At 39.9% G+C, this 26,588-nt stretch carries 23 protein-coding genes and 1 pseudogene; 12 read left to right on the top strand and 12 right to left on the bottom strand.

The features are described from left to right. Positions 1–80 precede the first annotated feature (80 nt). Positions 81–1,808 carry a biosynthetic-type acetolactate synthase large subunit gene (ilvB, locus tag CH365_RS16780; RefSeq protein ID WP_100769719.1) on the bottom strand — a complete coding sequence of 576 codons (1,728 nt, stop codon included), beginning with the start codon at positions 1,806–1,808 and terminating at the stop codon, positions 81–83. 354 nt (positions 1,809–2,162) lie between these two features. On the opposite strand from ilvB, the gene tpx reads away from it, so the two are divergent. Next, positions 2,163–2,678, top strand: a complete 516-nt coding sequence (gene tpx, locus CH365_RS16775) for a thiol peroxidase (protein ID WP_100769687.1) — start codon at positions 2,163–2,165, stop codon at positions 2,676–2,678. Positions 2,679–2,771: 93 nt separating this feature from the next. Here the strand turns inward: tpx and CH365_RS16770 are convergent, their stop codons facing one another. Both CH365_RS16770 and CH365_RS16765 read right to left on the bottom strand, forming a co-directional pair. Next, positions 2,772–3,890 (bottom strand): DUF1574 family protein, encoded by a 1,119-nt coding sequence (locus tag CH365_RS16770; protein WP_100769686.1) that lies wholly within the window; start codon positions 3,888–3,890, stop codon positions 2,772–2,774. An 8-nt stretch (positions 3,891–3,898) separates the two neighbouring features. Beyond that, positions 3,899–5,293, bottom strand: a complete 1,395-nt coding sequence (locus tag CH365_RS16765; protein ID WP_165782622.1) for an MBOAT family O-acyltransferase — start codon at positions 5,291–5,293, stop codon at positions 3,899–3,901. 20 nt (positions 5,294–5,313) lie between these two features. Between CH365_RS16765 and CH365_RS16760 the strand changes: the two genes are divergently transcribed. The 4 genes from CH365_RS16760 (at position 5,314) to CH365_RS16745 (ending at position 7,861) form a co-directional block, all read left to right on the top strand. After that, positions 5,314–5,979: an SGNH/GDSL hydrolase family protein gene (locus CH365_RS16760; RefSeq protein WP_100769718.1), complete on the top strand. Its 666-nt coding sequence runs from the start codon at positions 5,314–5,316 to the stop codon at positions 5,977–5,979. Between the two features lie 10 nt (positions 5,980–5,989). Then, positions 5,990–6,796 carry a hypothetical protein gene (locus tag CH365_RS16755; RefSeq protein WP_100769684.1) on the top strand — a complete coding sequence of 269 codons (807 nt, stop codon included), beginning with the start codon at positions 5,990–5,992 and terminating at the stop codon, positions 6,794–6,796. A gap of 70 nt (positions 6,797–6,866) precedes the next feature. After that, positions 6,867–7,286 (top strand): DUF3995 domain-containing protein, encoded by a 420-nt coding sequence (locus CH365_RS16750; protein ID WP_208861230.1) that lies wholly within the window; start codon positions 6,867–6,869, stop codon positions 7,284–7,286. Between the two features lie 104 nt (positions 7,287–7,390). Continuing rightward, positions 7,391–7,861 carry an acyl-CoA thioesterase gene (locus CH365_RS16745; protein WP_100769682.1) on the top strand — a complete coding sequence of 157 codons (471 nt, stop codon included), beginning with the start codon at positions 7,391–7,393 and terminating at the stop codon, positions 7,859–7,861. 408 nt (positions 7,862–8,269) lie between these two features. On the opposite strand, the gene CH365_RS16735 is transcribed toward CH365_RS16745, so the two are convergent. Beyond that, positions 8,270–9,757 carry an aldehyde dehydrogenase family protein gene (locus CH365_RS16735; RefSeq protein WP_100769680.1) on the bottom strand — a complete coding sequence of 496 codons (1,488 nt, stop codon included), beginning with the start codon at positions 9,755–9,757 and terminating at the stop codon, positions 8,270–8,272. Positions 9,758–10,158: 401 nt separating this feature from the next. Between CH365_RS16735 and CH365_RS16730 the strand changes: the two genes are divergently transcribed. From CH365_RS16730 to CH365_RS16715, 4 genes are all read left to right on the top strand, one after another. After that, positions 10,159–11,682 (top strand): HDOD domain-containing protein, encoded by a 1,524-nt coding sequence (locus tag CH365_RS16730; RefSeq protein ID WP_100769679.1) that lies wholly within the window; start codon positions 10,159–10,161, stop codon positions 11,680–11,682. Between the two features lie 145 nt (positions 11,683–11,827). After that, positions 11,828–13,120, top strand: coding sequence for an LruC domain-containing protein (locus CH365_RS16725; RefSeq protein WP_100769678.1), 1,293 nt, complete (start codon positions 11,828–11,830; stop codon positions 13,118–13,120). A gap of 109 nt (positions 13,121–13,229) precedes the next feature. Further along, entirely contained in the window at positions 13,230–14,279 is a 1,050-nt protein-coding gene (locus tag CH365_RS16720; protein WP_100769677.1) for a sensor histidine kinase, read from the top strand. Beyond that, on the top strand, positions 14,276–14,950 hold the full coding sequence (locus CH365_RS16715; RefSeq protein ID WP_008594648.1) for a response regulator: 675 nt from the start codon (positions 14,276–14,278) through the stop codon (positions 14,948–14,950). The genes CH365_RS16720 and CH365_RS16715 overlap by 4 nt, the downstream gene beginning before the upstream one ends. Here the strand turns inward: CH365_RS16715 and CH365_RS16710 are convergent. From CH365_RS16710 to CH365_RS16695, 4 genes and pseudogenes are all read right to left on the bottom strand, one after another. Next, the gene (locus CH365_RS16710) at positions 14,947–15,552 is read right to left on the bottom strand and encodes a DUF1554 domain-containing protein (protein WP_100769676.1); all 606 of its coding nucleotides are present in this window, start codon (positions 15,550–15,552) and stop codon (positions 14,947–14,949) included. The two genes, CH365_RS16715 and CH365_RS16710, sit on opposite strands and share 4 nt — an antisense overlap. A gap of 3 nt (positions 15,553–15,555) precedes the next feature. Continuing rightward, positions 15,556–16,383, bottom strand: coding sequence for a hypothetical protein (locus CH365_RS16705; RefSeq protein WP_100769675.1), 828 nt, complete (start codon positions 16,381–16,383; stop codon positions 15,556–15,558). A gap of 9 nt (positions 16,384–16,392) precedes the next feature. Further along, positions 16,393–17,904, bottom strand: a complete 1,512-nt coding sequence (locus CH365_RS16700; RefSeq protein ID WP_100769674.1) for a FecR family protein — start codon at positions 17,902–17,904, stop codon at positions 16,393–16,395. A 3-nt stretch (positions 17,905–17,907) separates the two neighbouring features. Continuing rightward, a pseudogene (locus CH365_RS16695) lies at positions 17,908–19,734 on the bottom strand (adenylate/guanylate cyclase domain-containing protein); the annotation flags it as partial. Between the two features lie 659 nt (positions 19,735–20,393). On the opposite strand from CH365_RS16695, the gene CH365_RS16690 reads away from it, so the two are divergent. From CH365_RS16690 to CH365_RS16680, 3 genes are read left to right on the top strand one after another with little or no spacing between them, the layout of a single operon-like run. Continuing rightward, a complete protein-coding gene (locus CH365_RS16690) occupies positions 20,394–21,413 on the top strand; it encodes a mechanosensitive ion channel family protein (protein ID WP_100769717.1) in 1,020 nt (339 codons plus the stop codon). 49 nt (positions 21,414–21,462) lie between these two features. After that, positions 21,463–22,320, top strand: a complete 858-nt coding sequence (locus tag CH365_RS16685; RefSeq protein ID WP_100769672.1) for an LA_0991 family prenyltransferase-like protein — start codon at positions 21,463–21,465, stop codon at positions 22,318–22,320. 43 nt (positions 22,321–22,363) lie between these two features. Beyond that, positions 22,364–23,167, top strand: a complete 804-nt coding sequence (locus CH365_RS16680) for an SDR family oxidoreductase (RefSeq protein WP_100769671.1) — start codon at positions 22,364–22,366, stop codon at positions 23,165–23,167. A gap of 178 nt (positions 23,168–23,345) precedes the next feature. Here the strand turns inward: CH365_RS16680 and CH365_RS16675 are convergent, their stop codons facing one another. From CH365_RS16675 to CH365_RS16660, 4 genes are all read right to left on the bottom strand, one after another. Then, the gene (locus tag CH365_RS16675) at positions 23,346–24,296 is read right to left on the bottom strand and encodes a class I SAM-dependent methyltransferase (protein ID WP_100769670.1); all 951 of its coding nucleotides are present in this window, start codon (positions 24,294–24,296) and stop codon (positions 23,346–23,348) included. Beyond that, positions 24,293–24,952 carry a M15 family metallopeptidase gene (locus CH365_RS16670; RefSeq protein ID WP_100769669.1) on the bottom strand — a complete coding sequence of 220 codons (660 nt, stop codon included), beginning with the start codon at positions 24,950–24,952 and terminating at the stop codon, positions 24,293–24,295. Before CH365_RS16670 ends, CH365_RS16675 begins: the two co-directional genes overlap by 4 nt. Positions 24,953–25,003: 51 nt before the next feature. Next, positions 25,004–25,558, bottom strand: a complete 555-nt coding sequence (locus tag CH365_RS16665) for a C40 family peptidase (RefSeq protein ID WP_100769668.1) — start codon at positions 25,556–25,558, stop codon at positions 25,004–25,006. 69 nt (positions 25,559–25,627) lie between these two features. Beyond that, positions 25,628–26,572 (bottom strand): alpha/beta fold hydrolase, encoded by a 945-nt coding sequence (locus tag CH365_RS16660; RefSeq protein ID WP_100769667.1) that lies wholly within the window; start codon positions 26,570–26,572, stop codon positions 25,628–25,630. Between the last annotated feature and the right edge of the window lie 16 nt (positions 26,573–26,588).

Below are 26,588 nucleotides of genomic sequence, written 5' to 3'. Positions count from 1 at the left end.
GAAAGAATGCAATATTTTCCCGTTCGAAAACTCGAACGAGAAAATATTCACTAAATCAAGCTGCTTGTACTCTGACAATTTCAACCTAAGAGCATCTCCAAATTACTTTTTCCAGGAGGTACCATAGGAAGAACTTGAAGATCCTGATCGATCGGAACAACGATCAGTCCAGGGCCCTTCTCTTTCAAAAAAACCTCAAGATCTTCTAAATTTTTTTCCGTATCTCCCAAATCTAAACTAGGAATCCCAAAAGCGTTTGCGATCTTAGAAAACTTGGAATGAGAAGGATAAGAGCTTCCATTGTATCTACTTCCGTAGAACAAATTCTGCTGCTGGCGAACAAGTCCAAGATTCCGATTATCGAATATTATAATTTTAAGATCCGATTGTAACTCGCTCAAAGTATCCAATTCCTGGATATTCATTAAAATGGAGCCATCACCGGAAAAACAAACGATCTTAGAATTAGGATCCGCAAGCGAGGCTCCTATCGCTGCAGGCAAACCGAAACCCATAGTGCCCAGTCCCCCGGAAGTCAAAAATGTCCCGCTTTTTTGGAATGGATAATATTGAGCCACCCACATCTGGTGTTGGCCAACATCCGTACTGATCCTTGCGTTCGGTCCTAAAAATTTTGCAACAGTCAAAATGATATCCTGAGGAGAAAAACCTTTAGACGCGGAAATGGAATTTAAAGGGTACAGCTCTTTATAAGAACGAATCTGCTCTCTCCACTCTTTTCTTTCTTGGATGGGAAATTCGCCCATATTCTCCAGAAAGTATTTTAGATCGGAACAGAATCCGAAATCAGGTTTTCTTAATTTTCCGATTTCCTTATAATCTATGTCTACATGGATCACTTTTGCATTCGGGCAGAATGTTTCCAATTTTCCGGTAGCCCTATCGTCGAAACGAACTCCAAATGCCAAAAGAAGATCAGACTCGGACAATAATCGATTCGTATAAGGAGAACCATGCATTCCAAGCATTCCCAAAGATAAACTATGAGTTTGGGAAAAAGAATCTAATCCCATCAAAGTACAAACTACTGGAATTTCCTGAGCCTCAGCCAATTGAAGGATCAGATCTTCTGCACCTGAACCTCTAACTCCTCCACCTATATACAAAACAGGTTTTTTAGAATTTTCTAATAGAGAATAAAATCTAAGCCTATCTGCTTCAGAGATAAAGATAGTAGGAGAAATTGTTTCTTCTTGAGAACTCCAAATAGATTCTATCTGGGACATAGAAAGTGAAATAGAAGAAGCCTGTACATCCTTGGGTACATCTATCCAAACAGGGCCTGGTCTAGGTCCTTCTGCAATTTGGAAAGCCTCAGGCAAAATACGGATGAGTTCCGATACAGAACGGACCAAATATGTTTTTTTAGTAATGGGCAAGGAAAGACCGTATGTGTCTATTTCTTGAAAAGCGTCCGTCCCAATGAGAGATAAAGGTACTTGGCCTGTAATTGCGACTAACGGAATAGAATCCGATTTTGCATCCGCAACTGCGGTGATTAAATTTGTAACTCCTGGGCCAGAGGAAGCCAGACAAACTGCGGGTTTTTTAGTGACTCTGGCTTCTCCCTGAGCCATAAATCCTCCACCCTGTTCGTGTCTCGCGAGAATATGACGTATTCCGCTATTATGAAGTGCATCGTATAACGGTAGATTGGCGCCGCCAGGGATCCCATATACATTTTGGATCCTTCTTCTTTTTAAATAAGCAACGATCAGTTCGGCTCCGTTTTGGGGAACCTTATCTTCTCTAAGCCAGGCCTTGTTTTTTTCAGTAATCGTTTCCATTTTTGCCTCATACACTGTGTAGAAATAAAAAAAGCCCCCCTCGGCTTTACGCCGAGAGGGGCTTTTCGAAGATTGCTGCCTACGAAAGAACCTTAGGGCGTAAAGGATAACCAGGGTAGCGTGACCACTACCACCATCCAGAGGACGACCCAAAGGGTTTGGTTAGACTGTAGACCTAATTTATTCATTACGTAGAAAATGACGGATAAACCGCTTAAGATATTCACGATTTACTTATAAAAATTTGCAAGAACTTTTTGATACCTTACCTCAGTCTGAAAAGGAACGTAAAGAAGCGGATTTTCGTTGCTCAAATCAGCTTCCGACGTATCATCCCTTCCCAAGGAAACAAAAATGGCAAGCGTCACTCTTAAAGGTAACCCAGTTCAACTCGAAGGAAAATTATTAGAAGTAGGAGCAAAGGCTCCTGAATTTAACGGAACAGCAAAAGACTTAAGCACCAAGTCTCTCAAAGATTATAACGGAAAAGTGAAAATTTTAGTTTCAGTCCCAAGTTTAGATACTTCCGTATGCGCAATGGAAACCAAAAAATTCCATGAAAGAGCGGCAAAGCTAGACGGGATTGTAACTCTAGTTGTCTCTGGAGATCTTCCTTTTGCAATGAATCGTTTTTGCACTATGGAAGGATTAGATTCTCCGAATCTGGTAACACTTTCCCAATTCAGGGATTTTTCTTTTTCTAAAGCTTACGGGACTCATATCGCGGACGGAGGTTTACAAGGACTTTCTGCAAGAGCCGTTTTCGTTGTAGATAAGAATGATACGGTCCAATATGTGGAATTAGTTCCTGAAATCGCAAGTGAGCCGAACTACGAAGCTGCGATCGGAGCCGCAAAAAAATTAGTTTAGATATTTATCAAATGCCCATTGTTCTATTTTTTAAAGAACAGTGGGCCAAGTTAATAGTGCTTTGTTATCTTATGATAAAGATCTAAAAACGATTCAGTTTTTAGAAGATTTTTGCAGAAGCACTGAAGAAAGTTCAGTATAACATATAGGAGAAAGATGACTGATATCCGAAAATCTTTCACATTTTAATTTTTCATCGGATTCGAAATCGACAAGTATCGTATCGTAACGATTCGCCAAATTTTTCAATCTTTCCTTCCAAATAATTTCCAACTTATATTTTTTATGAATTTTTTCCAATTCAGGATGAACTTTAGGGATCCAAAGAACGACGGGAATTTTTCTTTCTTTCGCTTTTTTGAGAGTTTCTTCCATGAATTTCCAGATTGCCTCATCCTGTTCGAAGGCATTATAAAACTCTTTCTCTAATGCTTTTTTGCTTATTGCAATTTTTAACTTCAATTCGTCCGACTCTGGATCTAAAGGAGAAAAGTCCTTAAATTCCTTCTCCGTGTATACTCTAGGTGCTTCTTTCGATTTCTTGCTAAATGTATCGCTCAACTCATTATCAAAATTTTTTGTTACGAGCCTAAGCATAGCTTCTTGGGCTTTGGCTTTCCCCGATAAATTTTCTTCGATAGCTTTCCTCGAAATTCTATATCTCAAGGTTGCGAATAATCTTGTGGTAGTTATATCGTAAATATATTCATAGGGAATCGAATCAAGATGGTTATAGACAAAGGAAAAGGGAATAGCTTCTAACTTTGCATACTTAGTATATCTATTATTTTTGTTAAATCCAAAGGCGGACGTTTCTATAAAAAGAACATCAGGCCTCATATTTCTTTCTAACAATTCTGTTACCCTAGTGAAAAAAACCACTGGATTTGATCCCGGACTTGCGAAAGCAAAAAACTCGTAAGAATCAACGAGAGACTTCTCCCTTGAATCGGTAAATCGATCCACTTTAGTGTGAAGAGAATTTGGCATATGATAAAAAGATAATGATCGAGAAGAGCCGAATGCCCAAACGATTTTTTTTCCTTCCACAGGTATCATGCCTGCTTCCTTTGGATCGCTATTATCCAGCGTCTCTTGATAAGGATTGGATTTTAATGAATCCGTCAAAAAATATTTCACTCCCGGAATAAGGACCAACTTATCCAATAGAAAATACAAAATAAAAAAGATTTGAATGGCGTATTTTTTCATGCGATCCCTTAAAATTGAAAGTAAATAAATGGAGAAGCTTGAGAAGAGACCGAAGCAGTCAAGAATGCAACGATCAATGCGAATACGGGAACAATAATCTCTCTATATCGAAAATGAATCGACTTGGATTTTTTAGGTAAAAATTCATATAACTGAGTTACGATCCCGGAAATAACTAATAGAAGCAATGGACCAATATCTAATAATCTCATTTGACCAGAATTAGTAAACATACCGGAAATTATTGAAAACGAAAGCGAGGCCGAATCTGCTCGAAAAAAGATCCAAGCAAAACACACTGCATGGAAAACTATAAACGCAGAAAGAAACTTGAGAAAGTTTGGTCTATCTTGAGAAAGTTTCTCAAGGCCTAACAATCTTTCGATGACCAAATATGAGCCATGTAAGAAACCCCAAATTATAAATGTATAATTTGCACCATGCCAAAGACCTCCTAAAAGCATGGTAAGAAATAGATTCACAAAAGTTCGAATTTTACCTTGTCGATTTCCACCAAGAGAGATATATAAATAATCTCTTAACCATGTAGAAAGAGTTATATGCCATCTAGTCCAAAATTCTTTAAAGGAAAGTGAAAAATACGGAGCCTTAAAATTAGGAGGGATATCGAAACCCAAAAGTAAGGCCATCCCTCTCGCCATATCCGTATAACCCGCAAAATCGCAATATATTTGAATAGCAAATCCATAAATTGATGCAAGTAAGCTAATCGAATCGTAATCTCCTGGATGAGTAAAAACCGGATCGATAATTACTGAAATCGAATCGGCTATTAAAACTTTTTTAATGACTCCAAGAATTATAAGAATATAGCCAGAATTAAAAGAAAGATTCGAATACCGACGATTACGATCCAGCTGGTCGAAAAAATCTCCGTGTCTCATGATCGGACCCGCTATCAGCTGAGGGAAAAATAAAATGAAGAGACTGAACTTTTCTAAACTGATTTTCTCTGAGAATTTTTCTCTATGCGAATCTATTTGCAAAGCTAGTATTTGAAACGTATAAAAACTGATCGCTAATGGAAGTACTATACTTTTTGAATCTATAAGTAATTGTTTTCCAAAGTCCCCCGCTATACCCAGATCAACGAAAGAACTCAAGAGAAAATATGTGTATTTGAAAAAAGCTAGATTTAATAAGTTTAATATTACAGTTATGCTCAGACTGACTCGGCCCGGATATTTAGAGGCCCATATATAAAGAAAATAATTGATCAATATTGTTCCAAGGAAATGGAACAGAAAAGGAATGCTCCAATAGCCGTAAAAGATTACGGAGCCTATTAAAAGAATAATGTTCCCAAATCGTTTGGGTGCCTTCCAGTAAAGAAAATGAAGAGATATAAAGAATACAACAAAAACAATTGAATTAAAGATCATTCCTGGAAAGGTTGTTTTAAATGGCCGGATGGGCAACAAAAAATTCTCTTAGAACAAGAAAGCGAATTTTTCGTGCTTCGTTAATTTCTTTATTCCTTATCTTCCATATATCAAGTTGCGATAAGCCTCCACAGACCGAATCAGACAACCTTCTCTCTTATTTACTAAAACCTTCTCTTGCAATGTATGGAGATAGCGTAATAGCCGGTTGGCCAATCGAAAAGCAGCTTTCCGAATTTAACGGAATTAAGTTCGCATTCCCGGTAAGAAATACCCACTTAATTCTAAGCTCAATTACAAGCGACCATCGAAGATATGATGCGTGTTTATATGAAGGAGGAGTAAATGACTTTCTAAATAACTACGCTCCGGACCCGACAGAAGTGGATGCTACGATCGACAGACAAATACAAGGTATTCAAATTTTACAAACAAGATGCACCCATGTCATTGCTTTAAACATTTGGAACGTTAAGTTCCCATGGCCGACTTTAGCTGCAGCAATGATAACGGCTAAAATGAAAGAACGAATTAACTTTATTCCAAGAATTGATACCGAATTACTCATCACGGACGATATGATTCCGGACGGAGCTCATCCGAATGAATTAGGATACGAGGTCCTCTCCAAAGCAGTTCGAGAACAATTAAAACCATTTTTTCCGATCTTGTATCTAAACGAATAAGGCTATAACAATGAGAAAAAATAGTATTATAGCCTGGTTTTTCGTATATTCGGTTTTCATAATCCCTCTTTTATCCGCACCAGGAAGTGAAGAAAGACCTGTACATCCAAATCTTAACCAAGAATTAGCAGTATATAACAAAGTGTATGTTTCTGGGACTGTCACCGATAGGACTCCAAGACAATCAGATGGATACGAAAGGGATAAAAAACTTTCCGCATATGGAGAAATGAAACTTACGGATTCATTCTCGGTCACAGCAAGTTACGGATACATAGATCATTATTCCACAACCAGAAAAATTTGGAGCGGTTGGGATAGGTGGGCAGTCGGTGCAAAATATTACGTAAAAACAGATTTTGCAGCATTCGGAGCTGGGGTTCAATTTTTCGGACCTTCCGTTTCACAACCAAGAGAAGCGGATATCAACCCGGATCTATTTTTGATCCGTGCATATTTTGGGGTTTTAAAAAGATTCGGTGCGTTTTCCATCCAAGGAACTGCAAACTTTGAATCAGAGACCAATTCTTCCGGGAAAGAAACCGCAGAAGAGAATTTTAAAAGATTCTTATATTCCGGACTCACTCTTTCCTATAGTCTACCCTCTAGAACAAATCTGCTTTTGGAATTCAGCCATAGAACTTCTATTGCGAATACGATTACACCCTACTCCGATTATTTTGTAATTGCACCCGGGATCCAATACCCTACAAATCCAAACGGCTATCTAACCTTCTCCTTGATGTTGCAAACAAGGACCGATTCCAATATGGACCGCGGATTTAAAATAGGCTATTTATACTTTTTCGGAGACTAAAAGCCTCCTCACTTAAATCTGAATCATAAGATTGCTGGACAAAGCCAAAACTTTGTTCAAAACTATAGGAATGGAAAAGCTCTTAGGCTTAATCACAGGCTCCATTCTATTCTTCTTATCAGCATTGCATGTTTTCTGGGCGTTCGGTGGAAAATTAGAATCAGTCACTGTCATTCCGGAAACTAATGGCAAACCCACATTTGTTCCAAGCAGGGGATTAACATTACTAGTCGCACTTGCACTTTTTGGATTCGGAACAGTGGCACTTTGGTCCTCCGGCAATATCTTTTATCCAAACAAAACAAGTTCAATCTTCTCCTTATTAATCTCTTTTATCTTTTTAGGAAGAGCTATTGGAGATTTCCGATTAGTAGGCTATTTTAAAAAAATCAAAAATACTAAATTTGCAAAATACGATTATTTACTTTATTCACCTGTCTGTATTCTACTGGGAACTTCGTATTTCTATCTTGGTTGGAGAAGTTTTTAATCCTATACTTTGTTTTTCCAACCAATGAATAATTTGATATAAAACAATAATTTCCCCTTTTCCAAATTTTTACACTTTCCAGTCTCGAAGAATAGGAGCAAGATATGCAAATCTCTAAATCATTCTTTTATGAAATCCCAGTCCTTTGGAGCCAATGTGATCCAAACGGCCATTTGAATGTTGGAAACTTCCAAGTATTTCTTCATGAAGGAAGAATGGTTGCTCTGGAAGAAGCAGGCCTTTCCTTCTCTCAAATGAAATCCGAGAATATTGGCCCGATGATCCTAAGAGGAGAAACGGATTATAAAGCAGAAATTCGTTATCCGGATACCGCTCTAATAGAAACTCAATTTGGTGAGATCTCGGGATCGAGATGTAAGGTGTTTCAAAAATTAATCCGAAAATCAGACGGTAAAATTTCCTGCGAGTCCATCTCTCATTGTATCATGTTTGATTTCGGTAAGAAAAGACCTTGGAAGTATACGGACAAATTCCTGGAAGGATTAGGACTTTTGGAAAATTCGTCTGTTGTTGGGATTCCAACATCGGGAACTATTGGGCGGCCCACTCGCTAAGCTCGGGTCGCGCTGCTTCGATTTCGCTATCGCTCATCCGGGCTCGCCCGGACTAAAGATCTACGCATCGCTGCCGCGGTTATATTCGCTAAGTCAAGGAATTTCTTCTCGCTTAGCTATGTTGGAGTTCTAACAAAGTCCTACGCAATTTGTAGTTGTAAATTTTAAGATTTTATGATATAGGAAAAACAGCTTCTCCCACAAGCCCACCTCCACCACCCAAACCAGGGTGGGGGCCGTTTTTCAAAAAATGCTTTCGATAAAACTTAGTTCCGTATCCGAAAGCGGCCGACTCCTCACTCCTATCGTCGTTCCGGAGGGGCGGGGCCGTCCTTTCGAAAATGTTGGAGTTCTAACAAAAAAGCCCTCCGAAGAGGGCTTTCAAATCGAAGAAAGTAGAAGAAACTTTTAAACGAAGAACTTCTTAGTGAATTGAAGCATTTTGTCCACGAATCCAGTGTATGGCGGATATAACATTTCAATCGAAGAAAATGGAGCTTGTTTGAATACTGATTTCTCATGAGAGAATGTTCTGAATCCATACCAGCCATGATAACTTCCGTGTCCGGAATGATTGATCCCTCCGAATGGTAGATTCGGGTTCGCCAAATGTACGATAACGTCATTCACCGCGGCTCCTCCGGAAGATGTTTCCTTCAGGACCTTATTGATATGTTTGTTATTGCTTCCGAATACATAGAGTGCGAGAGGTTTCGGTTTAGAGAGGACCTTCTCCACTGCTTCGTCCAAGTTTTTGTAAGTTAAGATTGGAAGCACCGGCCCGAAGATCTCGTCTTCCATGATCCTTGCATTTGCTGGAACATCGGCAATCAATGTAGGCTCTATATAGTTTTGAGAAGAATCTGTTTCTCCTCCCATTACTACTTTTCCACCTTTTTCAACTGCTTCGTGGATATACCCGGAAACTCTTTGGAAGTTTCTTTGGTTCACTAAACGACAGAAGTCTTTATTACTCTTAATATCGGCAGAACTTTCTCCATAGAAAGATTTTACTGCAGCCTTCGCTTGTTTTACAAATTCTTCAGTTTCTCCTTCTGGTAGAAGTAGATAATCAGGCGCCACACAGGTTTGCCCCGCGTTCATGATCTTTCCCCATACCAATTTCTGAGCTGCCTTTTTCAGGTTTGCTCCTGGCACGATGATAGCAGGAGATTTTCCTCCTAACTCTAAGGTCACTGTAGAAAGATTTTTAGCAGCGGCTGCCATTACAATCTTTCCTACATGAGTACTTCCGGTGAAGAAGATATGATCGAATGGTAACTCCATTAAAGCGGTAGAAACAGTATGATCTCCTTCGAATACTGCAACTTCTCCTTCTTGGAAGGTCTCTTTTACTAGTTTAGTAAGTAGTTTAGAAGTTTCAGGTGTGAATTCGGAAGGTTTGATAATCGCAGTATTTCCTGCTGCAAGCGCTGCAGTCAAAGGTGCAATCGCGAGATAGAATGGATAGTTCCAAGGAGAAATAATCAAAGTTACTCCCTTTGGTTCGTAAGAAATGGAACTCCTTGCTCCAAAGAGTGAAATTGGAGTTTTTACTCTTTCCGGTTTCATCCAAGTTTTTACATGTCGGATTGCGTCTTTTAATTCCGCAATAGATGGCATGATCTCCGTTAGATCCGTTTCGTGAGGAGCTTTTCTAAAATCGTTTTGTAAGGCTTGTTTGATTTCTGGAGTAAGTCTTTCTACTGCTGCCAGTAATTTTTTCAATAATACGACTCGATCCTTTCCCTTGGAAACTTTCAGAACCTTATGAAAATGACGTTTTTGGGCATCGAATACTCTTTGCATCTCCTTAGGGTTCGGAGCTGGAAAAGAAGCCGTTCCGCTGGAAGCGGAAGAGACTGAGCTCGCCGGTTGTGTAGCTGTGCTGGACATGAGGGGTCTCCTAAGTTCTAACATTCTTCCGGAAATCCGGACTGGTAGAGAACCAAGGTATAATTTCATCAAATTAAGGATTTTGACGCAACCTTTTTATTGAATGATCATTCATTAACTTTTTACAAAAAAGCCACCTCCCTGGACCCGAGTCGCTTTTTATTCTACCTGTTATGATAAGAATTTTCCTACCTGAACAAGTGATAGACTAGCCCAAAAGGATTAATTTACATCGACGTTTTTGGAAATTTATTTCTGACAAGAATCGTAATATAAATCTTTCTCCTGGTTTTTTTTTCTAAGTTTAATCCGTATAATTCGCTTAGCAGAAACTTATTTTTAATTTATAAGTTACGCTAATTCTTGACAGAGACCACTAACGTTTTTCAGAGTTACTTGATATGAGCCAAGGGAAAACCCTAGAACTTTTCCACCACAAAGACCAAGGTATATTCAGCAATCTGAAGGACCTGAATCATCCTATTTCGGAGAATACGCCGTTTCATTTTAAATTTTTCAATCTTACTGAGAGCGTGGACAGCATTCTTTCCAAGACCTTGGATCGTTATCTTTTACATTTAGATATCATATTCGTAAGGGATTCCGTTCTCGCGGCGATGAAAGAAACCATCACTAACACAATCAAAGCAAATATCAAAAGGATCTATTTTAGAGAACTCCAAGCAGATATCCAAAATCCTAGTGTATATCGTAGCAAAATCACAGGTTTTAAACAAACTTATCTAGATAATAAGGAGAAGTATGAAGATCTTCTCTTTAAGAATAACTATGTTGTCCTTGTTTCATTCATTCACAATAAGGACGCGATCCGTATCCGTGTGATGAATAATGTAAAACTCAGCCCCGAAGAAGTAGATCGTATCAACGAAAGGATCGAAAAAGCAAAAACGTATAACGATCTTGCCGAAGCTTTTTTAGAAAAAGGAGACGAGACCGAAGGCGCCGGCCTTGGACTGATCATGACTCTCATGATGTTGAAAAACGACGGATTGGGTGCAAGTTCCTATAAAGTAGAAAGCCAAGGTAATAATACTTCTGTTATCATTGATATTCCTATTCGTATCCAAAAAGAGAATGTACAAATCCAAAAAGCGGAAGAAATTATCAAGGAAGTAGACCAACTTCCTACCTTCCCGAAAGCGATCCAAGATATCCAATTGGCGATCGATAAACCGAATTCGAGTATAGGTCAGATCGCTGAGATGGTGAAGAAGGACGTGGCTCTTTCTGCAAACATTCTAAAATTATCTAACTCGGCTGCTTTCCGCAGAGGAAACAAAGTAGAGTCCTTGGATAGAGCAATCCAACTCATCGGTTTGAAAGAATTGCAGGTTTTATTATACTCTCTCGGAACAAAACAGATCCTGGAGAACAAGTTCCCTGCATTCTTAACAATCTGGGAAAAATCCAACCAATGTGCGTATTACTGTAAATTGATCGCTCAAAGATTAAATCTTCCTAAGGATGCGATGAGCAATCTGATGTCCGCAGCACTTCTTCATGATATTGGAGAGATTATTCTTCTTTCTTTGGAACAAGAGCGTATGGGCAAGATCCAAAATTATTCCGCATCCAAGGAAATCGCTTCTTCTCTTTCTATGGAAGAAGCTGCATTCGGTATTACTCATACTAAGATCGGTGCATTGATCGCTGAAAAATGGAATTTCCCAGAGTTATATTCTAAAACAATGGAATACCACCATAGACCCCAATTGGCGGAAGAACAGTATAAAGAGATCATCTTCCCTATTTATCTGGGAGATATGATGATCAAGATCAATAACGAAGAAGCTAAGTTCTCCGAGATCCCCGAAGAAGTACTAAAACATTGTAAATTTTTCTCTTCCGGAGATTTCCATTCTTTCCGGACCAAAGCTTTAGAAAGTTTCCAAGCCACTCTATAATTCGCCGAATTATAGGCAGATACTTTCTTCTTTTATAACAAGCTGTCAAAAATACTATTACCCGAAGGTTCTAGTAATCTAACCCTTCCGGCGTATTGCTTAAACAAGTGATATCGGCATAATCAAGGCATTCTCGGGTGCGATTATGATAAAAAGAATTCTACTCAGCTTTTCCTTTTCTTTCAGTTTCCTACTGATGTCCTGCACATCTTCCAGCGATCCAAACTACGCATGGTTGATGAGTCTTGTAGCAGGATCCACTGCAGTGGAGGCTCCTTCCGGTCCTACTGATTTCGGGATCGATATCAATGACGAGACTACTCCGGTTGATTTCGTATTCGATACCACCCGTACAATCACTGTAAACGTTCAAGTGATAGATCCTGTAGCACCGGTGAACGGTTCCATGGTGCAGGTTACTGTACCTTCTGCCGTACCTGGTGCCGCTAGTAATAAATCGGTTTTTAAAGCGTATACAAATCCTAGCGGAGAAGTTACCGGCAGTTTTACGATAGATGGTGATACAAAAACTGTTCATATCACTGTAGAAGCTTACGGTAAATTTTACGAGGCTGATATTTCCATCGTAAATGTAAGTAAGGTAGATCGCAGAATTTCGGTGGGATTTACAGCAGTGACCACTCAGATCATTGACTCTGATGGAGATGGTGTTCAGGATTTTGAAGATGTATTCCCGAACGATCCTACAAGAGTGAGTTCGATCCGTGTCCCTGCAGAAGATTATTACACTACATCATATGAGGACTTATTCCCTAAACAAGGAGATGCGGACTTCAACGACTATGTGATCCGTTCCTATTTCGAAGAAGATCTGAACAAATCCGGCGAAGTAGTACGAGTGAGAGGTTATTTCACTCATGTTGCGAAAGGTGCAGGATACAATCATACTCTTCGCTTCGGATTGCCTGGAGCAAGTGTGACAAGTTATTCACTTCTTCGTTATGCAGCCGATGGAACCACATTGGAAGAAAATTTAACCGGAACCCCAGCTTCCATTTCCGATCTGGAAATTTTAGGAAATAGCTCTACTACAATTTCTAAATCGAACGCTTCCAAAACGGACACTACCTTCGTAAAAGGTAAAACCGCAAAACTGGAAGTCATACTTTCCGCTCCAATTTCTAAACTGGTATTGGGACCTGCCCCTTATGATACATTCATCAGAGTGGTTAATACCGGTAAGGATATACATGCTGCAGGAAAGTATTTTGATGCTGAAGGTAAGGACATCTACAGAGATGCTACCGGTTTCCCTTGGGTGCTCCTTGTGCCTGGAAACTTCCAATGGCCATACGAAGCTACGGACATACGTAACTCTTATCCTACTTTCAAAACTTGGTATGAATCTCTCGGAACCACCGATACTGATTGGTTCCGAACTCCGAATACTTCGGAAGTGTTTCCGGCTACGCCCTAATTTGGGACTCCTGAAAGAGTAAAAGCAACCTCCCCCTTCCCTCATTCGGCCGAGGGGAGGGGTTTTTTTCCTTTTCGATCCATAAGCCGGACTATATCCTGAACTTTAAGTGGCTTCAGGACTCCTCAAACGAAAAGACACCAAACAATCGGGCTCGTATTCCGGTAAGGAGCAGGCCTCTAATTTTCTATCCTTGGTAGAAGAAATCTCTCCCATCGTAGCCTTGGACGAAAACAATATTGTCCGATTTGCAAACGCATCCTTTCGTAAAGAATTCAGGCTCAGACTTGCAAGCCCAGTGGGTAAAAACCTATTCAATCTATTAAGATTGGATTCAAAAGAAGAAGCGAACCTAAGAGAAAATCTCCACAAGGCTCTCAAAACAAAATTACAAAACCAGGAATTCAAAAAAGGAAAGAAGTCTTACGGATATTCTATCTTTAAATTCAAAAATAGCCTGGGTATGATCTTAAAAGATATCACTGAAAATAAGAAGTTAGAGAAGAAGATCGCAACTCTTCACACACAAGTACTCGCTTCCCAAGAAGAAGAAAGGTCCAGACTCGCAAGAGAACTTCATGATGGAGTTGGGCAACTTATTCTTGCCGCAAAATTACATTTCCAAGCTTATCAAAAATCGGAGAAGGAACATCCCGAATCTTTCGGCTCCGGTCTAGGACTCATTGATAAAGCAAGCCAAGAACTCCGCGAAATTTACACAAATTTGCAACCTTCTTCCTTAAAAGAACTAGGGCTGGAAGCAGCTTTAAAGTCTCTAGCGAACCAAATTTTTCCGATACAGAAAATTAAAGTAAAATCCGAGTTTAAGGTTCCCGAAAAAATTCCTCAGGAAATACAGAACCAAGTTTTCCGAATATTACAGGAAATTTGTGCAAATATTCTGAAACACTCCCAAGCAAATAAAGTGGAGTTGAAGATCTTTTCGGAAAAAGATACTTTGGTAGTTTCCGCAAAAGATAATGGAAAAGGATTTAAAGAAAAAGAAGCTAGAATAAACTCTACCGGATACGGATTGGAAAATATTCGGAGAAGAACCGAGGACCTGAACGGTACTCTTTTTTTAGAAACGGAACCTAATAAAGGCACTCAGTACGTGCTTAGGATCCCGTTAAAAAAACGTTCCAAGGAGAAAGTATGAACGCCCAACCCTCCGTTTGCAAACTCTATCTTGTAGACGACCATGCCATCTTAAGAGAAGGTCTTAGACTGATTATTTCCGGACAAAACGATCTGGAAATCATCGGTGAAAACGGGAACGCCGAACAAGCGCTAGACGAAATCGGAAAATTAGAACCCGATATTCTAATCACAGATATCTCTATGCCTGGAGTCAGCGGCATTGACCTCGTCAAGGGAGTCAAAAGATATTATCCTAAAGTACAGGTCATCATTCTATCCAGACATGATAACGAAGAATATATCCAAAAACTGGTGGACCTAGGCATCAATGGTTACGTTCTAAAAGACGATGCAGGAGAAGATCTCCTGAGAGCAATAGATGCTGTTCGCAGAAAAGAAACTTATCTGAGCCCAAGGATTGCAACCAGAGTTCTCTCAGGAATAGGTCGCAAAAAAACGGGAGAACTTCAGGAAGAAGGTCCTTCCGTATTTTCCGTTCTTTCCGACAGAGAAAGACAGATCTTAAAATTGATCTCCGAGGGGAATTCCAACGAGAAGATAGGGAAACTTCTTCATATCTCTCCTGCTACCGTAAAAGTGCATAGAGCCAATATTATGAAAAAGTTGGACTTACACAAAGTGGCGGACTTGGTAGTCTATGCGATCCGCGCAGGTATTGTAGAAAGTTAATTTCTAACGCAGAGTAAACTTAAAGGGGTGTCGCAAGCATTTCCGAATCCACTATCAAATGCAGTCTCGGTCTGACTTCCCGGGCTGCCGTAACTTGCATCGATCGCAGCGTTTGCAGACATCCAATTGGAACAAGTGGTCCCAGTACCATAGCCAGAGCCAGAATTTGAAATTCCTGTCCAATAATCCCCAGCTCCTGGAATTCCAGTCGCGCTGTTCATCGGCAGAACAGGAAGTCCGGAGCTGTCCGTATGAAAGATCAAAGTTTCGCTTGGAGACATTGCGTAATATTTCGTGCCTGCAAGTAAGGGCCAGCCAAGGCCTCCGGGAACCCTGGTTGAAGAAGCAATCAAGGCTACATATTCCAAAGGGGATCCGGGTAGATCAGGAACCTCTGCAGTTTTCGCACTTTGGCAGATCAGGTCGGCTCCTGCAACTCCGCCTAAATCTCCCGTATTGGTAGAAGTAGTAACGAACAAATAATGTGTTTTTCCTATAAGTCCTAAGAGAATCAATTCATCTCCTCCAGGGAACGGTTTGGAGCAAGCGGAGCTAAAAAGCCCGGAAAGTAGAATGAACAAAGTATAAATTCGAAGAGCCATAGATCAGAAGCTCCTTGTATATTGGACTTCCCATCTGTTCTGAGAAAATCCAGTATTTGCAAAAGTATTTAGGTTTCCGCCTCTATCAGGACTCACCTTGAATTGAACAGTATCTCCTTGCGGAAGTTTATTCTCCAACCAAAGAGAAAGTGCAACGCTTACAATTGCCGCTCCTCCTAAGAGAACCTGATTGTTCTGGTGTATTTCATATTCTTTCTTATCATTCTCTCTCGCCTGCCAAAGATAAAGAGTAAAAGCAGAAGGTAGATTTAAACTTAATATACCGATATTCATCGGATCGTTTAACGGCTTTGAGGCGAGAATATTCCCTGACTCTCTTTCCGAATTTCCGAGATAGGCGAGAAATCCGAACCAAGCCCAGATCCCGTAGGACTTCCAACGTTCTCCTTTGGAATAATATCCCGTTCCTGGGATCCAAACAAACTTAGAAGTTTTGATTCCTTTACTTGCCTCTTCTTTTTCAGCCATAGCGACTGCTTTCGGGCGGTCTTGTTCTACTTTAAAATTTGTCCAGTTAGTGAATGCAGAAGGTTTTCCGAATCTATTTAATGCAGCGATCCTATATTCATAGGTTCCCGCTTCTAAGGAAAATTCTATTTCATTCTCGGAAACCTTCTTCTCCAAAAATAATTCTTGAGGAGGTTCCGCTTTTCGGACTTCTACCACGTAACCGCGGCTTCCTTTTACTTCTTTCCATTCTATATAATATACGAAACTTTTTTTCTCAGCGAATACGCCTGAGGATACGAAAAAGAATATTAGAATAAACTGAAATAGCAGAGCGAAATTTTTTCCGCGGAACAAAGACATGCCTTCTCCTTAAGGGCGGGCGCCACTGGATTTTGTTTCCGGGGCTTCCAATTCTTCCCTAAGTAATATTTTAAAATCCGCTTCTGATCTAAGGTTCGGGTCCGAATCAGATTCTATGGTCCAATGGAATGTTCCTACATCCAATTTTTCCAAGTCTTTGAATACCAACCTGTCACCTTTTGTCTTTTTTTCGTAGATTAGCTCGTCACCCGAACCTCTCTTATAGAAAAGACGAAATTTCCATTCGCTTTGCTTCTGTTTGGTGGAGAATTTCCAGCGAAAAGAGATACTTTCTTTACCGGTCATATCCACGACGGCACCGTTTTTCGGGAAATCTACGGAAAGATCCGCATTATCCTTTGTTTCGGAAGTCGCAAGAATCTCTTGTTTTGTTTCCGCAACCTGGATAGTAGGAAGTGAAATAGAAAATTTACGTACTTCCGAGAATGTTTCCGTTCCGGGAAGATTCGTATAAGACTGTATTCTCCAGTAATAAGTCCCAGGATCCAAAGTAAGTGAAAAATTCGTGCGGAATACTTGGGTCTCGGAAAGTGCTCCGAAATTTGGATCTGCAGAAATCTGCAATTTATAACCGCTTGCTATTTTCTGTTTTGCCCAGGAGAATGCGACGGTCCTGTCTTCTTGAGAAATATCTTTTTTAGGATAATGTAATTCTACAGGAAAGTTCGGAAGAACTCTGAATTTTCGGACTTCGGAAATTTTTTTTCCATCCTTGGAGTTGATCCTCCAAAAATAGATCCCTTCCGGAAATTTTTGTTTATAATAAGGTTCTTTAGAAGGCCTTTTGGAGATATAAACGGAGAAGTCCCGTCTATGAGAAATTTCTAATATACCATCTTCTCCGCCTTCCCAACGGAATTCGACTGTCTGTTCCATTTCTGCAGGGAAATATCGAAAAGAATCTTCCGGACTAACAAGGCTCCAATTTTGATTGAGTTTATTTCCATTTAGGGAACTTTCTTTATCACCTAATGTTTGTTTAACGGTACCATCTTCGGACCATTCTACCTGTCCTCTCTCTACATCAACTCTAGTACCATTTTCATTTCTGGTAACTTGGAATTTGGAACCTAGTTCCGCTTCTAATCCTACTGTTCCGGCAATAACAGAGAGAACTTTTTTCCCACTCTCTACGAGTATATTTCCTTCGTTCAGATCCAGGTTTTCTCGATTCTCCTTTAATTGGAGAACGACCATAGACTGAGGATCTAATTCTATCCGAGTTCCTGATTTTAAAAATACCACTGCTTCGGAAGCCTCGTCTGTTCGGATAGAGTCCCTATCATATACAGGCATTCCTTGTTCCAGATCTTCCCATAACATTCTATCCGGGAATTTTCTTTGGGCTGTTTTGTAACGAAAGGAGACAGTTCCCATGATCTCCTTTCCGACTCCTCCGTTTGATTTGGATTCGAAATACAGAAGGTATAAAGATAAGAAAAGTACAATGAAGCAGCCTATCCCTACCTGCCATTCTCTTTTGTATATTCTCCAGTCCATATCTTAGCCCGCAATTGCCTTAGAAGGAGAATCTGGTTCTGGTATTCCGCAGATCTTGCGGAGTTCCTGTAAATTTTTCGGACAATCCGGATCATCTAACCAACCTAAAACTGCATAAAGCTTTTGAGGCTTTTCTTTTCCTCGGATCCAAACAGGAGGAAGTTCTTCAAACTTATAATGATCTTTTACTTCTTCATAAGATGTATCTGAAACTAATATATCGGTTCCAAAATCTTTGGTTAGATATTCTATACGAGAAGCAAGATTGACTGCGTCTCCAATTACTGTGAACTCTAGTTTTTTTTCAGAACCTATCTGACCTACTACCACAGGCCCTGTATTGATCCCACATCCGAATCTTGCTTGAGGTCTTCCAATCTCATTGCCGATACGATTGAATTCGAATAATGCATTTCTCATCAGAAGTGCGGAGTTAATGGCATTCCTTGCATCATTTCCATCTGAATACAATGCACCCCAATGGGCCATAATCGCGTCGCCGATGAACTTATCCACGATCCCTTCCGTGAGATAAATACACTCTACCATTTCAGTGAAGTAAGCGTTTAGAAAATCCACCACCTCGCTTGGTTTTAATTTTTCGGACATCCCGGTGAAGTTTCTTAAATCGGAGAAGAATACGGTTACGTCCTTAGTGACCCCGCCTAATGGCATATCTCCCGCGAGGGCCCTTTCTGCGATTTCCTTGTTTACGAATTTTCCGAAAGTGTCTTTAATCTTTTCTCTTTCTTCTAACCCGTGGGCCATCTTAAGAAATGAATTTGTTAGAACTCCAACTTCGTCTCTGGTTACCGGTTTGATCCCTACCTTATAATTTCCTCTTTCGATCTGTCTAGTCGCACTCAATAGATTGATGAGTGGAACAGTCAAAGTTCTGGAGAAAAGGAACACTACCAAGAATGCAAGGCTCAAGATCGAGATTAGAATATAAAAATTCTGCCTTCTGATCTTATATACCGCTTCGAATGCTTTATCAGCTTCGATGGAAGATACTACTGCGAGGTTCCCATCTTCTAATTGTTGGAAAGATCCTAAAGTTTCTTTTCCTTCGAAGACGGAAGTTTGGGATCCGTTATCTGCTGGGCTTCTTAATAAAAATTGGACTAGAGGATTTTTAGAATAATCTTTTGCGGAAACCGTTTCGGATTCTTCCGTATGAGCGACTAACCTTCCCCTGGAATCTACTACCCAGATCGCGAATAATTCAGTTTGCAAAGCCGATCTGGCCGCTTCCCAAAGATCTTGAGGAGATATTAAGAAGAAACCATGCCCTTTACCGGATAAATCTTTCTCTATAAAAAGTACTGCAGGGAATCCGAATTTAGAACTGATATTTTCCAATCGAGTGGACTCGAATTCGGAAGCGAAAAATTTCTCCTTATCTTCTTTTGGAATGGAGATCCATAGAGCACGGACCTCATCTTCTTCTTTCCTTAGATCTCTTAAAAATCTCGGATTAAAAACGAGTATGGATTCTCCTTGTTCGTATTTTCCCCAAGCAAGAATTTTAGGATGAGTAGAAAAGAACCCGGAGATATAAGCAGGTGGAGCAATCTTTTTAGAATCAGAACCTTTAGAAGGACGAATATTCCATTTGTCTGCAAACTCGGATGATTTAGTAGAAAGTTCCTTGATCCTAAGACCGACTTGAAGTCCGGTCAATCTTGCTAAGCTTAAGTTATATTCCTGGATGAGTGATACTGTATAATTTCTAAAAAGATTGGTAGCAAGCCCGATCACAAGTCCCATGCTCACCACCACGATTGCCGAAACGATCGCAAGAAGTTTCACTCGAATAGTGATCCTGGAGGCTTTAAAATCCTCTCCGTGATTTTTAGGAGGCTCTTGTTTTTCTTTTTTAGATTTTTCAGATACTATATTAGGAGAATATGGTGTATATACTTTTGTAGATTCTTCCTTTTTACCGGAAAGTAACTCCTGCATTAATTTTACGAATTCAATCGCTTCATTTTCAGAATAACAAACTAGAACAGAACCTAAATGAGATCGAAGGAAACGATCCAATTTTCGCGCAGAGTCGGGAGAAGAACGGAACTTTGCGCCGTCCATCGTAGATAGACGGATCTTATCCTCCTGGAGTTTTTTTACCAGATCCCTAAATAGCTGGCTATTTTTCCAACCACTTGCTTCCGATTTCGTTCCCCAAAAAACTACTTCTTGGATACCTCTAGTATGGATCTCGTCCATCCATTCGGAAAGATTTCCGCCTTCTTCCGGAAATCGTAAAGAGTACGCGGACATAGTGTCCGTCAGAGGAACTTCTAAAATTTGATTTTTTCCTACTCCCTCTTGCATGGGGATAGGAGTCTCAGAAATCTATCCAGTTTGTCATTCCAAAATCCTATTTTATCTCTCTTTAGATTTGCCCTCGGTTTGCCACATAATTCGGCACTTCCATTTTTTCTTTTCTAGAAAATACTTCCTCTTAATCTGGGAGAATGATTTGGATGGACTCGATTTTAGGTTCTAATTGGTTGCTTGCAGTAATTTCGGTTATTTCCGGAATTCTTTTGGGTTATCTTTTCGGTGGGTTCATAGTTCCTAGACTCGCAAAAACTCTAACAAAAGACCAGCTAGACACCAATCATCCTCTTTATACCGCGCTACTTTCCTTAGTTAGATTTTCCTTTTTTATTTTTGGATTATATACCGCTCTTCGCTTTCTGAAATTAGAAGATTCCTCCGAAGAAAAAATTTCTCTCTATCTGAAAGTATTCGGGATCTTGGTTTTCACATTTTCCTTTGCCAGAGTCGGTTCCGGAGCTTTTACTTTATATTCTTCAAAGGCAGAAGGACTTCTCCCTTCTGCATCCATACTGAATAATATAGTTCGGATGCTGATCTTACTCACTGGAGGTTTGGTCGCATTACAAACTCTCGGTATCTCCGTTACTCCTGCATTAACAGCATTAGGAGTCGGAGGTCTTGCATTCGCGTTAGGTTTGCAGGAAACTCTTTCTAATTTGTTTGCAGGGCTTGGAGTTTTACTCGGTAAAAAAGTATCCGTAGGAGATTATATTTCTTTAGAGACCGGAGAAGAAGGTCTGGTAGAAGATATCAATTGGAGAACTACTTCTCTCAAAAAAAGAAATGGAAGCACGATCATTATCCCAAATGCAAAGATGTCCAAGACTACTTATACAAATTATAGTCTTACAAACACGGGACTTTGGACCGAACTAGAGATCAGCATCCCTAAAGAAGGAAATTTAGAAAAATTAGAATCCATTCTCGGTCAGGTCGCAAATTTTTCTCTAACACAGATCTATGGAAAAGGCGGTTATAACGAATCCAAAATTTCATTTCGTTATGTTTCTTTCGGTCAATCGAATATCGATTTAGTGCTACATCTTCCTTTAAAAAATATAGACGACTCGGGACAAATTAAATCCGTTTTCATAAAATCCTTGCATTCTCAATTTAGATCAGAAGGAATCGATAACATATCCGCGAACACAGTAAAATAATCCGAAACAACCTAATCTATTTGCGGAAATCCGTCGTAAAAGAAACCGTATGCGAAACGTTTTAGAAAACAAACTTTGGTTTTATGTTCATGTACTAAGCTTGGATATATGTCTTGGCGTTTTAGGTTCCGGGGCTCTGGCCACAGTAGTAACGGGCGCCAAGATGAAAACAGTATGGTGGTTTCTTCTTCCCTTAAGCGTTTGGGTCATCTACACCTTAGATCATTTATTAGATGGAAAGAAAGTGGGAGAAGATTCAATCAACCCGCGTCACAAATTCCACTACGATCATTCCAAAGTTTTGACAATACTCTGCACAATTGCGGCAATCATTTCCGCAGTTCTCGCATTCCTATTATTAAGAGAGATCGTGTTATTAGGCGGAGTATTATTATCAGCTTTGGCTATTCTTCATCTAGGGATCGCTCGTTGGGGAAAGATACGTTTCGGAAAAGAATTCTCAGTAGCATTGATCTATACTTTAGGTGTCTGGTTCGGTCCTCTATTGGTTGTAGGGTTTCGTTCTTGGACAGTTCCCCTTCTTCTTTTCTTATTTTTTTTAGGCACCGTTCTAAATTTAGTAATGAACTCTCTCATGGAAGCAGAGTTAGACGCTAAGGAAGGCCAAGTTTATCTATTAGGAGTTCTCTCTCCGAAGCTTGCTAAGGAGTGGGTGTTACGATTGTCCTTGCTCGGATTTCTGGCTGCCTTAGTATTGGCCGGCGGAATAAGGAAATGGGCGCCGGGCACCTCGGTTTCGGCCTCTTTGGTGATCGCTCTCATCTGTGCAGTTCCGGGAGGAATCCTGCGTTACGCGGATAAATTCCAAGATTCTCAAAAGTATAGGATCCTTGGAGAAGGTGTTTTTATCTTGGGATTGTTCCCTTGGTTTTTAAACTCCCTTTAGATCTTATACGCCGCCTAAGAAATTTAATATCGGAGATAAAAATATGGGAGAATTTTTCAAAGACAAAGTTGTATGGATTACTGGAGCCTCTTCTGGGATCGGAGAGTCCTTAGTAAAAGAAGCCGCGAGAAGAGGAGCGACATTAGTTCTTTCTTCCAGGAGAGAAAAAGAACTCAAAAGAGTTCGCAAAGAAAACGGACTAACAGATTCAAACAGCATGATCCTTCCTTTGGACCTGGAAGATTATAAAAAGTTAGGAAAGGCTCCTGCTCAAGTACTCAAAACTTTCGGAAAGATAGATGTTCTCATCAATAATGGCGGGATCAGCCAACGTTCCTTGGCTCACGAGACTTCCCTCGAGACTTATGAAACTTTGATGAAGGTAAATTATTTCGGTAATATCGCCCTGACTCTCGCAGTGCTCCCGCATATGAGAGCGAGAAAACAAGGTTGGGTTTCTACCATCGCGAGTGTTGCTGGACTTATCGGGGTTCCACTTAGAACCGGATATTCTTCCACCAAATTTGCATTAACCGGTTTTTACGAAGCACTTAGAGCGGAAAATGCAAAAGAAAATTTGAAAGTTACCTTAGTATATCCAGGTTTCGTCAAAACCAATATTTCGCATAACGCACTCAAAGGAGATGGAAGTCCTCAGAAAAAAATGGATAGTGTGATCGAGAACGGAATCGATGCGGACGAATGCGCTCGCAAAATTTTAGATGCAATCGAAAACGAAGATCTGCAAGTGATCATCGCAGGCGGAAAAGAGAAATTCGGTCTATTCTTAAGACATTATTTTCCTAAGGCTTTCGCTAAATTCTTATCTAAGACGGCAGTCACCTGAGGCTGTAGGAATTCCTACAGCATTTTAAAAAAAACGACCCCCACCCTGCATTGGGATTGGGGGGAGTGGCCCGTGGGAACCCTCTCGCCTTCTATCATAAAATCGTAAATTTTACGACTAAAAAATTCAGGGCAATTTTGTAGGAGCTCCAACAAACCTGAATTTTATTTGTAATCTTTCACTTCCTCATCTTCCAAACAAATCGGATCTTCTCATTTCTAAAATCTTCCGGATGAGTTTGTTTGGTAATATCCTGAATGTCTTCCCAAAGAAGCTCATCCGAATCCAATTTGAATTTTCGAAAATTTGTGGAGAAAAAGAGGATTGCACCCGGCGCAGAAAAATCCCGAAAAATTGAATTCAGTAAAAAAGAATAATCTCTCTGGACATCAAAAATGTCCCTCATCTTCTTACTATTCGAGAATGTAGGAGGATCAACAATAATAAGATCGTATTGTGTTCTATTCGGATTGTTTCTTTCCCTCTTCAACCATTCTGTAATATCTTCTCTAATAAACTCATGCTCTTTGTGAGACAATCCGTTAAGTTCGAAATTTTCTTTGGACCAATCCAAATATTTTTGAGAAAGATCGACGCTGGTAATTTTTTCTGCGCCACCGGCAGCGGCATATACCGAGAATGCGCCGGTATAAGAATATAAATTTAGAACATTCTTCCCAGAAGCTTCTTTTCTAAAAAGATCTCGAGTAGTTCGATGATCCAAAAAAAGTCCGCTATCCAGATAATCGCTTAGATTCACTTTGAACTTCAATCCACCTTCATGTGCCAGGATCGATTTCTCTTGGGTATCCAACTTTTCGTATTGTAGATTTCCTTTTTTGCGCTCTCTCGTTTTCCAAAATAAATTTTCAGGAACAAGTTGAAGGATTTCGATTATAAAATTACGGATAATATTTCTTTCCGATTCTCTCTCTTCCTCGGACATCGGATAAGAATTTAAGTATTCGGAGACCAGACAGTAATTTTCATACAAGTCAATTACGATCGGAACCTGAGGTATATCGCGATCGTAGATCCGAAAACAGGTAATTCCCCTTCGTCTCGCCCATTTTTTCCAATGTTTGGACATTCTAGTCAGGCGATTGGAGAACATTTCTAAATGTTTCATTTCTCCCAAAGTTTTGGATCCACCTCTACTAAGGGATAAACTTTCGCATCCCCGTCATTATAATGCCACCATTCGGAACTGATCTGTTTGAATCCATGTTTTGTTAGAATTCCAACAAGGACTTCTAGATTTTTAGAAACGGCCGGGTCCAGATCTTTGCGAAAAGGAGAAGCTTTGTATGTAAATTCGTCGTAAGCGCTTGGCATTTCCAATTCTTTTCCTTCCGAATCTATAAGAGTAAGATCGACTGCTCCCCCTCGGTTATGAACGGACCCTCCTTTTGTAGGATTTCCTACATACCTTGGATCGGGGACTTTCTCCCATAGGACCATTTGTGCGTAAGGGGGACGATACCCATCCCAGATCTTAATTCTATATCCATAACTCTGAAAATCGGCGTTAGCAGCTTTTAGTTTTTCTGCCGTTTCTTTTCTGAGTAAACAAGTTTGAAAAGGATAGATAATGGAGCCTGTAAAATTCTCCGAAGTAGAATAACGTAAATCGACCACTATATTCGGGTCTATATCCTTTATGTTGACTAAGCCCTTTTCAATTTTTAAGAAAGGTTTAACTTCTTCTAATTTTGGGGTAGGAGGTTTTTGGCAATCATAGAAGGTAAACAAAAGGAAGATCAGACTAAAGCTGTAAACTCTCATACAAGAGTTGATTTCGACTCTTAGACTTTGATTGTCAATACTTATGAAGCGTCATAATCTTCCGGCAAACACGAATCTAGTCTGATAATATTTTTCGTCCAAAGAATTTACGGTCACACCTTTTACTACGGAAGCGTGGACGAACTTTCTATCCTTCAGGTAAACTCCCATATGACTAATCTTCTCGCCGTATATATTAAAAAATACTAAATCACCCTCTTGCAGATCAGATTCGGAGATCTTTTTGACCTGCTTTGAAATACTTTCAGAAGAACCTGCAATCGTTTTGGAATATGCTTTTTGCACTAGCTTTGCAGCAAGACTAGAACAATCTATTCCTGATTCGTCTTTGCCATTATCTCGATGAGGTATGCCGATCCAATGTTGAGCTTCTTTGAACAATTCCAAATTATCTCTGGGATCGATCTCTAATTTCCAAGTTTCATAAAAATATTTATGAACTTCTTTATCTGAAAGAGATTTTGCCTGATCCGCAACTAAAACCAAGGCGAAAAAAGGTATGATCAAAAAAGAAAGTGCGCCCGAATTTGGAAGAACTTTCTCTTTCCATAAAACTAGAATTTTTTGAATTCCGTTCAAGATCATATGTATCTGACCCTTTTTGAACGGATATGGTTTCTTTTTTTTAGTTCTAAGTGATCACGTTTGAGTTTCTTAGCCGATCTCCCAGACAAACTCTCTGATCTTTTCGCTGACCGTATCGGGCATAGTTCTTTGGATCCAGTGATTGCTATCATATGTATATTCTCGATAGGAATCGCAGATCCTTTCATGAAGTCTGTACAACTCCGGTCGGATCGCAAAATCTTTCAAAGGGATTAAAACCTGGACCGGAGTCTTGATATGTTTTGGTTCCGGATACTTCTCCCCTCTTAAAAGTTCTCGATACAAATTCACATTTGAAACTGTAGTCGCAACAATTTCTTCTTTGGATTTATTTCTAAGAATATCATTCTTAGGAACTCCACCAGTGTTCATCGTATACTTCCAGAAAAACTTACTGAAAGTTTTCCATACCCATTCAGGTACGAAAGGAATTTGGAAATATAGAATGTACCAAGATCTTTTAAGTTGAGAAAGAGCTTTGTATAAAGAGATTGGATTTCCAGAAAAAGCCATTTGGAAAGCGCTCCGTTTTCCAAGCACAGGATGAGGCCCGCCCATCGCTGTATATGATTTTGCCCATACTGATTTTTGTTCGTCGGCAACGAATGCCCAACTGATCAAGGAGCCCCAATCATGCGCAACAATATGTACAGGCTTATCATTTCCTATAAATCGAATTACCGATTCAAGATCTTCGAATATTCTGCGAACGTTATATGCTTTTTGTTTTTTAGGTTTATCCGATTTTCCCGAACCTCTAAGATCTAGCGCGGCTACATTATAATCCTCTTTTAAGGACTCCATCTGGTAGGACCAAACTCTATGATCGTCAGGATATCCATGAACGAATAGGACTGTAGGTCTATTCGGTCTTTCCTTCGCAGTATGATTGTATTTTACATATAAAGAAACGTCGCCGTTATGGACGAAGGTTTCCTTGAAAACTTCCGTCTTTTCCTTTTTTACTCCGTTTTCCAGTTGGGTAGCCGCCATATTTTCCGCCTCTTAG

It is taken from the genome of Leptospira neocaledonica (genome assembly GCF_002812205.1).
In the GTDB taxonomy this organism is placed as follows: Bacteria; Spirochaetota; Leptospiria; order Leptospirales; family Leptospiraceae; genus Leptospira_B; species Leptospira_B neocaledonica.
This window is presented reverse-complemented; position numbering and strand designations above follow the sequence as displayed.

Excerpts from the sequence above, each read along its gene's own strand:
- ilvB (WP_100769719.1), bottom strand. The coding sequence starts at position 1,808 with ATGGAAACGATTACTGAAAAAAACAAGGCCTGGCTTAGAGAAGATAAG.
- tpx (WP_100769687.1), top strand. The coding sequence starts at position 2,163 with ATGGCAAGCGTCACTCTTAAAGGTAACCCAGTTCAACTCGAAGGAAAA.
- CH365_RS16770 (WP_100769686.1), bottom strand. The coding sequence starts at position 3,890 with ATGAAAAAATACGCCATTCAAATCTTTTTTATTTTGTATTTTCTATTG.
- CH365_RS16765 (WP_165782622.1), bottom strand. The coding sequence starts at position 5,293 with ATGATCTTTAATTCAATTGTTTTTGTTGTATTCTTTATATCTCTTCAT.
- CH365_RS16760 (WP_100769718.1), top strand. The coding sequence starts at position 5,314 with ATGGCCGGATGGGCAACAAAAAATTCTCTTAGAACAAGAAAGCGAATT.
- CH365_RS16755 (WP_100769684.1), top strand. The coding sequence starts at position 5,990 with ATGAGAAAAAATAGTATTATAGCCTGGTTTTTCGTATATTCGGTTTTC.
- CH365_RS16750 (WP_208861230.1), top strand. The coding sequence starts at position 6,867 with ATGGAAAAGCTCTTAGGCTTAATCACAGGCTCCATTCTATTCTTCTTA.
- CH365_RS16745 (WP_100769682.1), top strand. The coding sequence starts at position 7,391 with ATGCAAATCTCTAAATCATTCTTTTATGAAATCCCAGTCCTTTGGAGC.
- CH365_RS16735 (WP_100769680.1), bottom strand. The coding sequence starts at position 9,757 with ATGTCCAGCACAGCTACACAACCGGCGAGCTCAGTCTCTTCCGCTTCC.
- CH365_RS16730 (WP_100769679.1), top strand. The coding sequence starts at position 10,159 with ATGAGCCAAGGGAAAACCCTAGAACTTTTCCACCACAAAGACCAAGGT.
- CH365_RS16725 (WP_100769678.1), top strand. The coding sequence starts at position 11,828 with ATGATAAAAAGAATTCTACTCAGCTTTTCCTTTTCTTTCAGTTTCCTA.
- CH365_RS16715 (WP_008594648.1), top strand. The coding sequence starts at position 14,276 with ATGAACGCCCAACCCTCCGTTTGCAAACTCTATCTTGTAGACGACCAT.
- CH365_RS16710 (WP_100769676.1), bottom strand. The coding sequence starts at position 15,552 with ATGGCTCTTCGAATTTATACTTTGTTCATTCTACTTTCCGGGCTTTTT.
- CH365_RS16705 (WP_100769675.1), bottom strand. The coding sequence starts at position 16,383 with ATGTCTTTGTTCCGCGGAAAAAATTTCGCTCTGCTATTTCAGTTTATT.
- CH365_RS16700 (WP_100769674.1), bottom strand. The coding sequence starts at position 17,904 with ATGGACTGGAGAATATACAAAAGAGAATGGCAGGTAGGGATAGGCTGC.
- CH365_RS16690 (WP_100769717.1), top strand. The coding sequence starts at position 20,394 with ATGGACTCGATTTTAGGTTCTAATTGGTTGCTTGCAGTAATTTCGGTT.
- CH365_RS16685 (WP_100769672.1), top strand. The coding sequence starts at position 21,463 with ATGCGAAACGTTTTAGAAAACAAACTTTGGTTTTATGTTCATGTACTA.
- CH365_RS16680 (WP_100769671.1), top strand. The coding sequence starts at position 22,364 with ATGGGAGAATTTTTCAAAGACAAAGTTGTATGGATTACTGGAGCCTCT.
- CH365_RS16675 (WP_100769670.1), bottom strand. The coding sequence starts at position 24,296 with ATGAAACATTTAGAAATGTTCTCCAATCGCCTGACTAGAATGTCCAAA.
- CH365_RS16670 (WP_100769669.1), bottom strand. The coding sequence starts at position 24,952 with ATGAGAGTTTACAGCTTTAGTCTGATCTTCCTTTTGTTTACCTTCTAT.
- CH365_RS16665 (WP_100769668.1), bottom strand. The coding sequence starts at position 25,558 with ATGATCTTGAACGGAATTCAAAAAATTCTAGTTTTATGGAAAGAGAAA.
- CH365_RS16660 (WP_100769667.1), bottom strand. The coding sequence starts at position 26,572 with ATGGCGGCTACCCAACTGGAAAACGGAGTAAAAAAGGAAAAGACGGAA.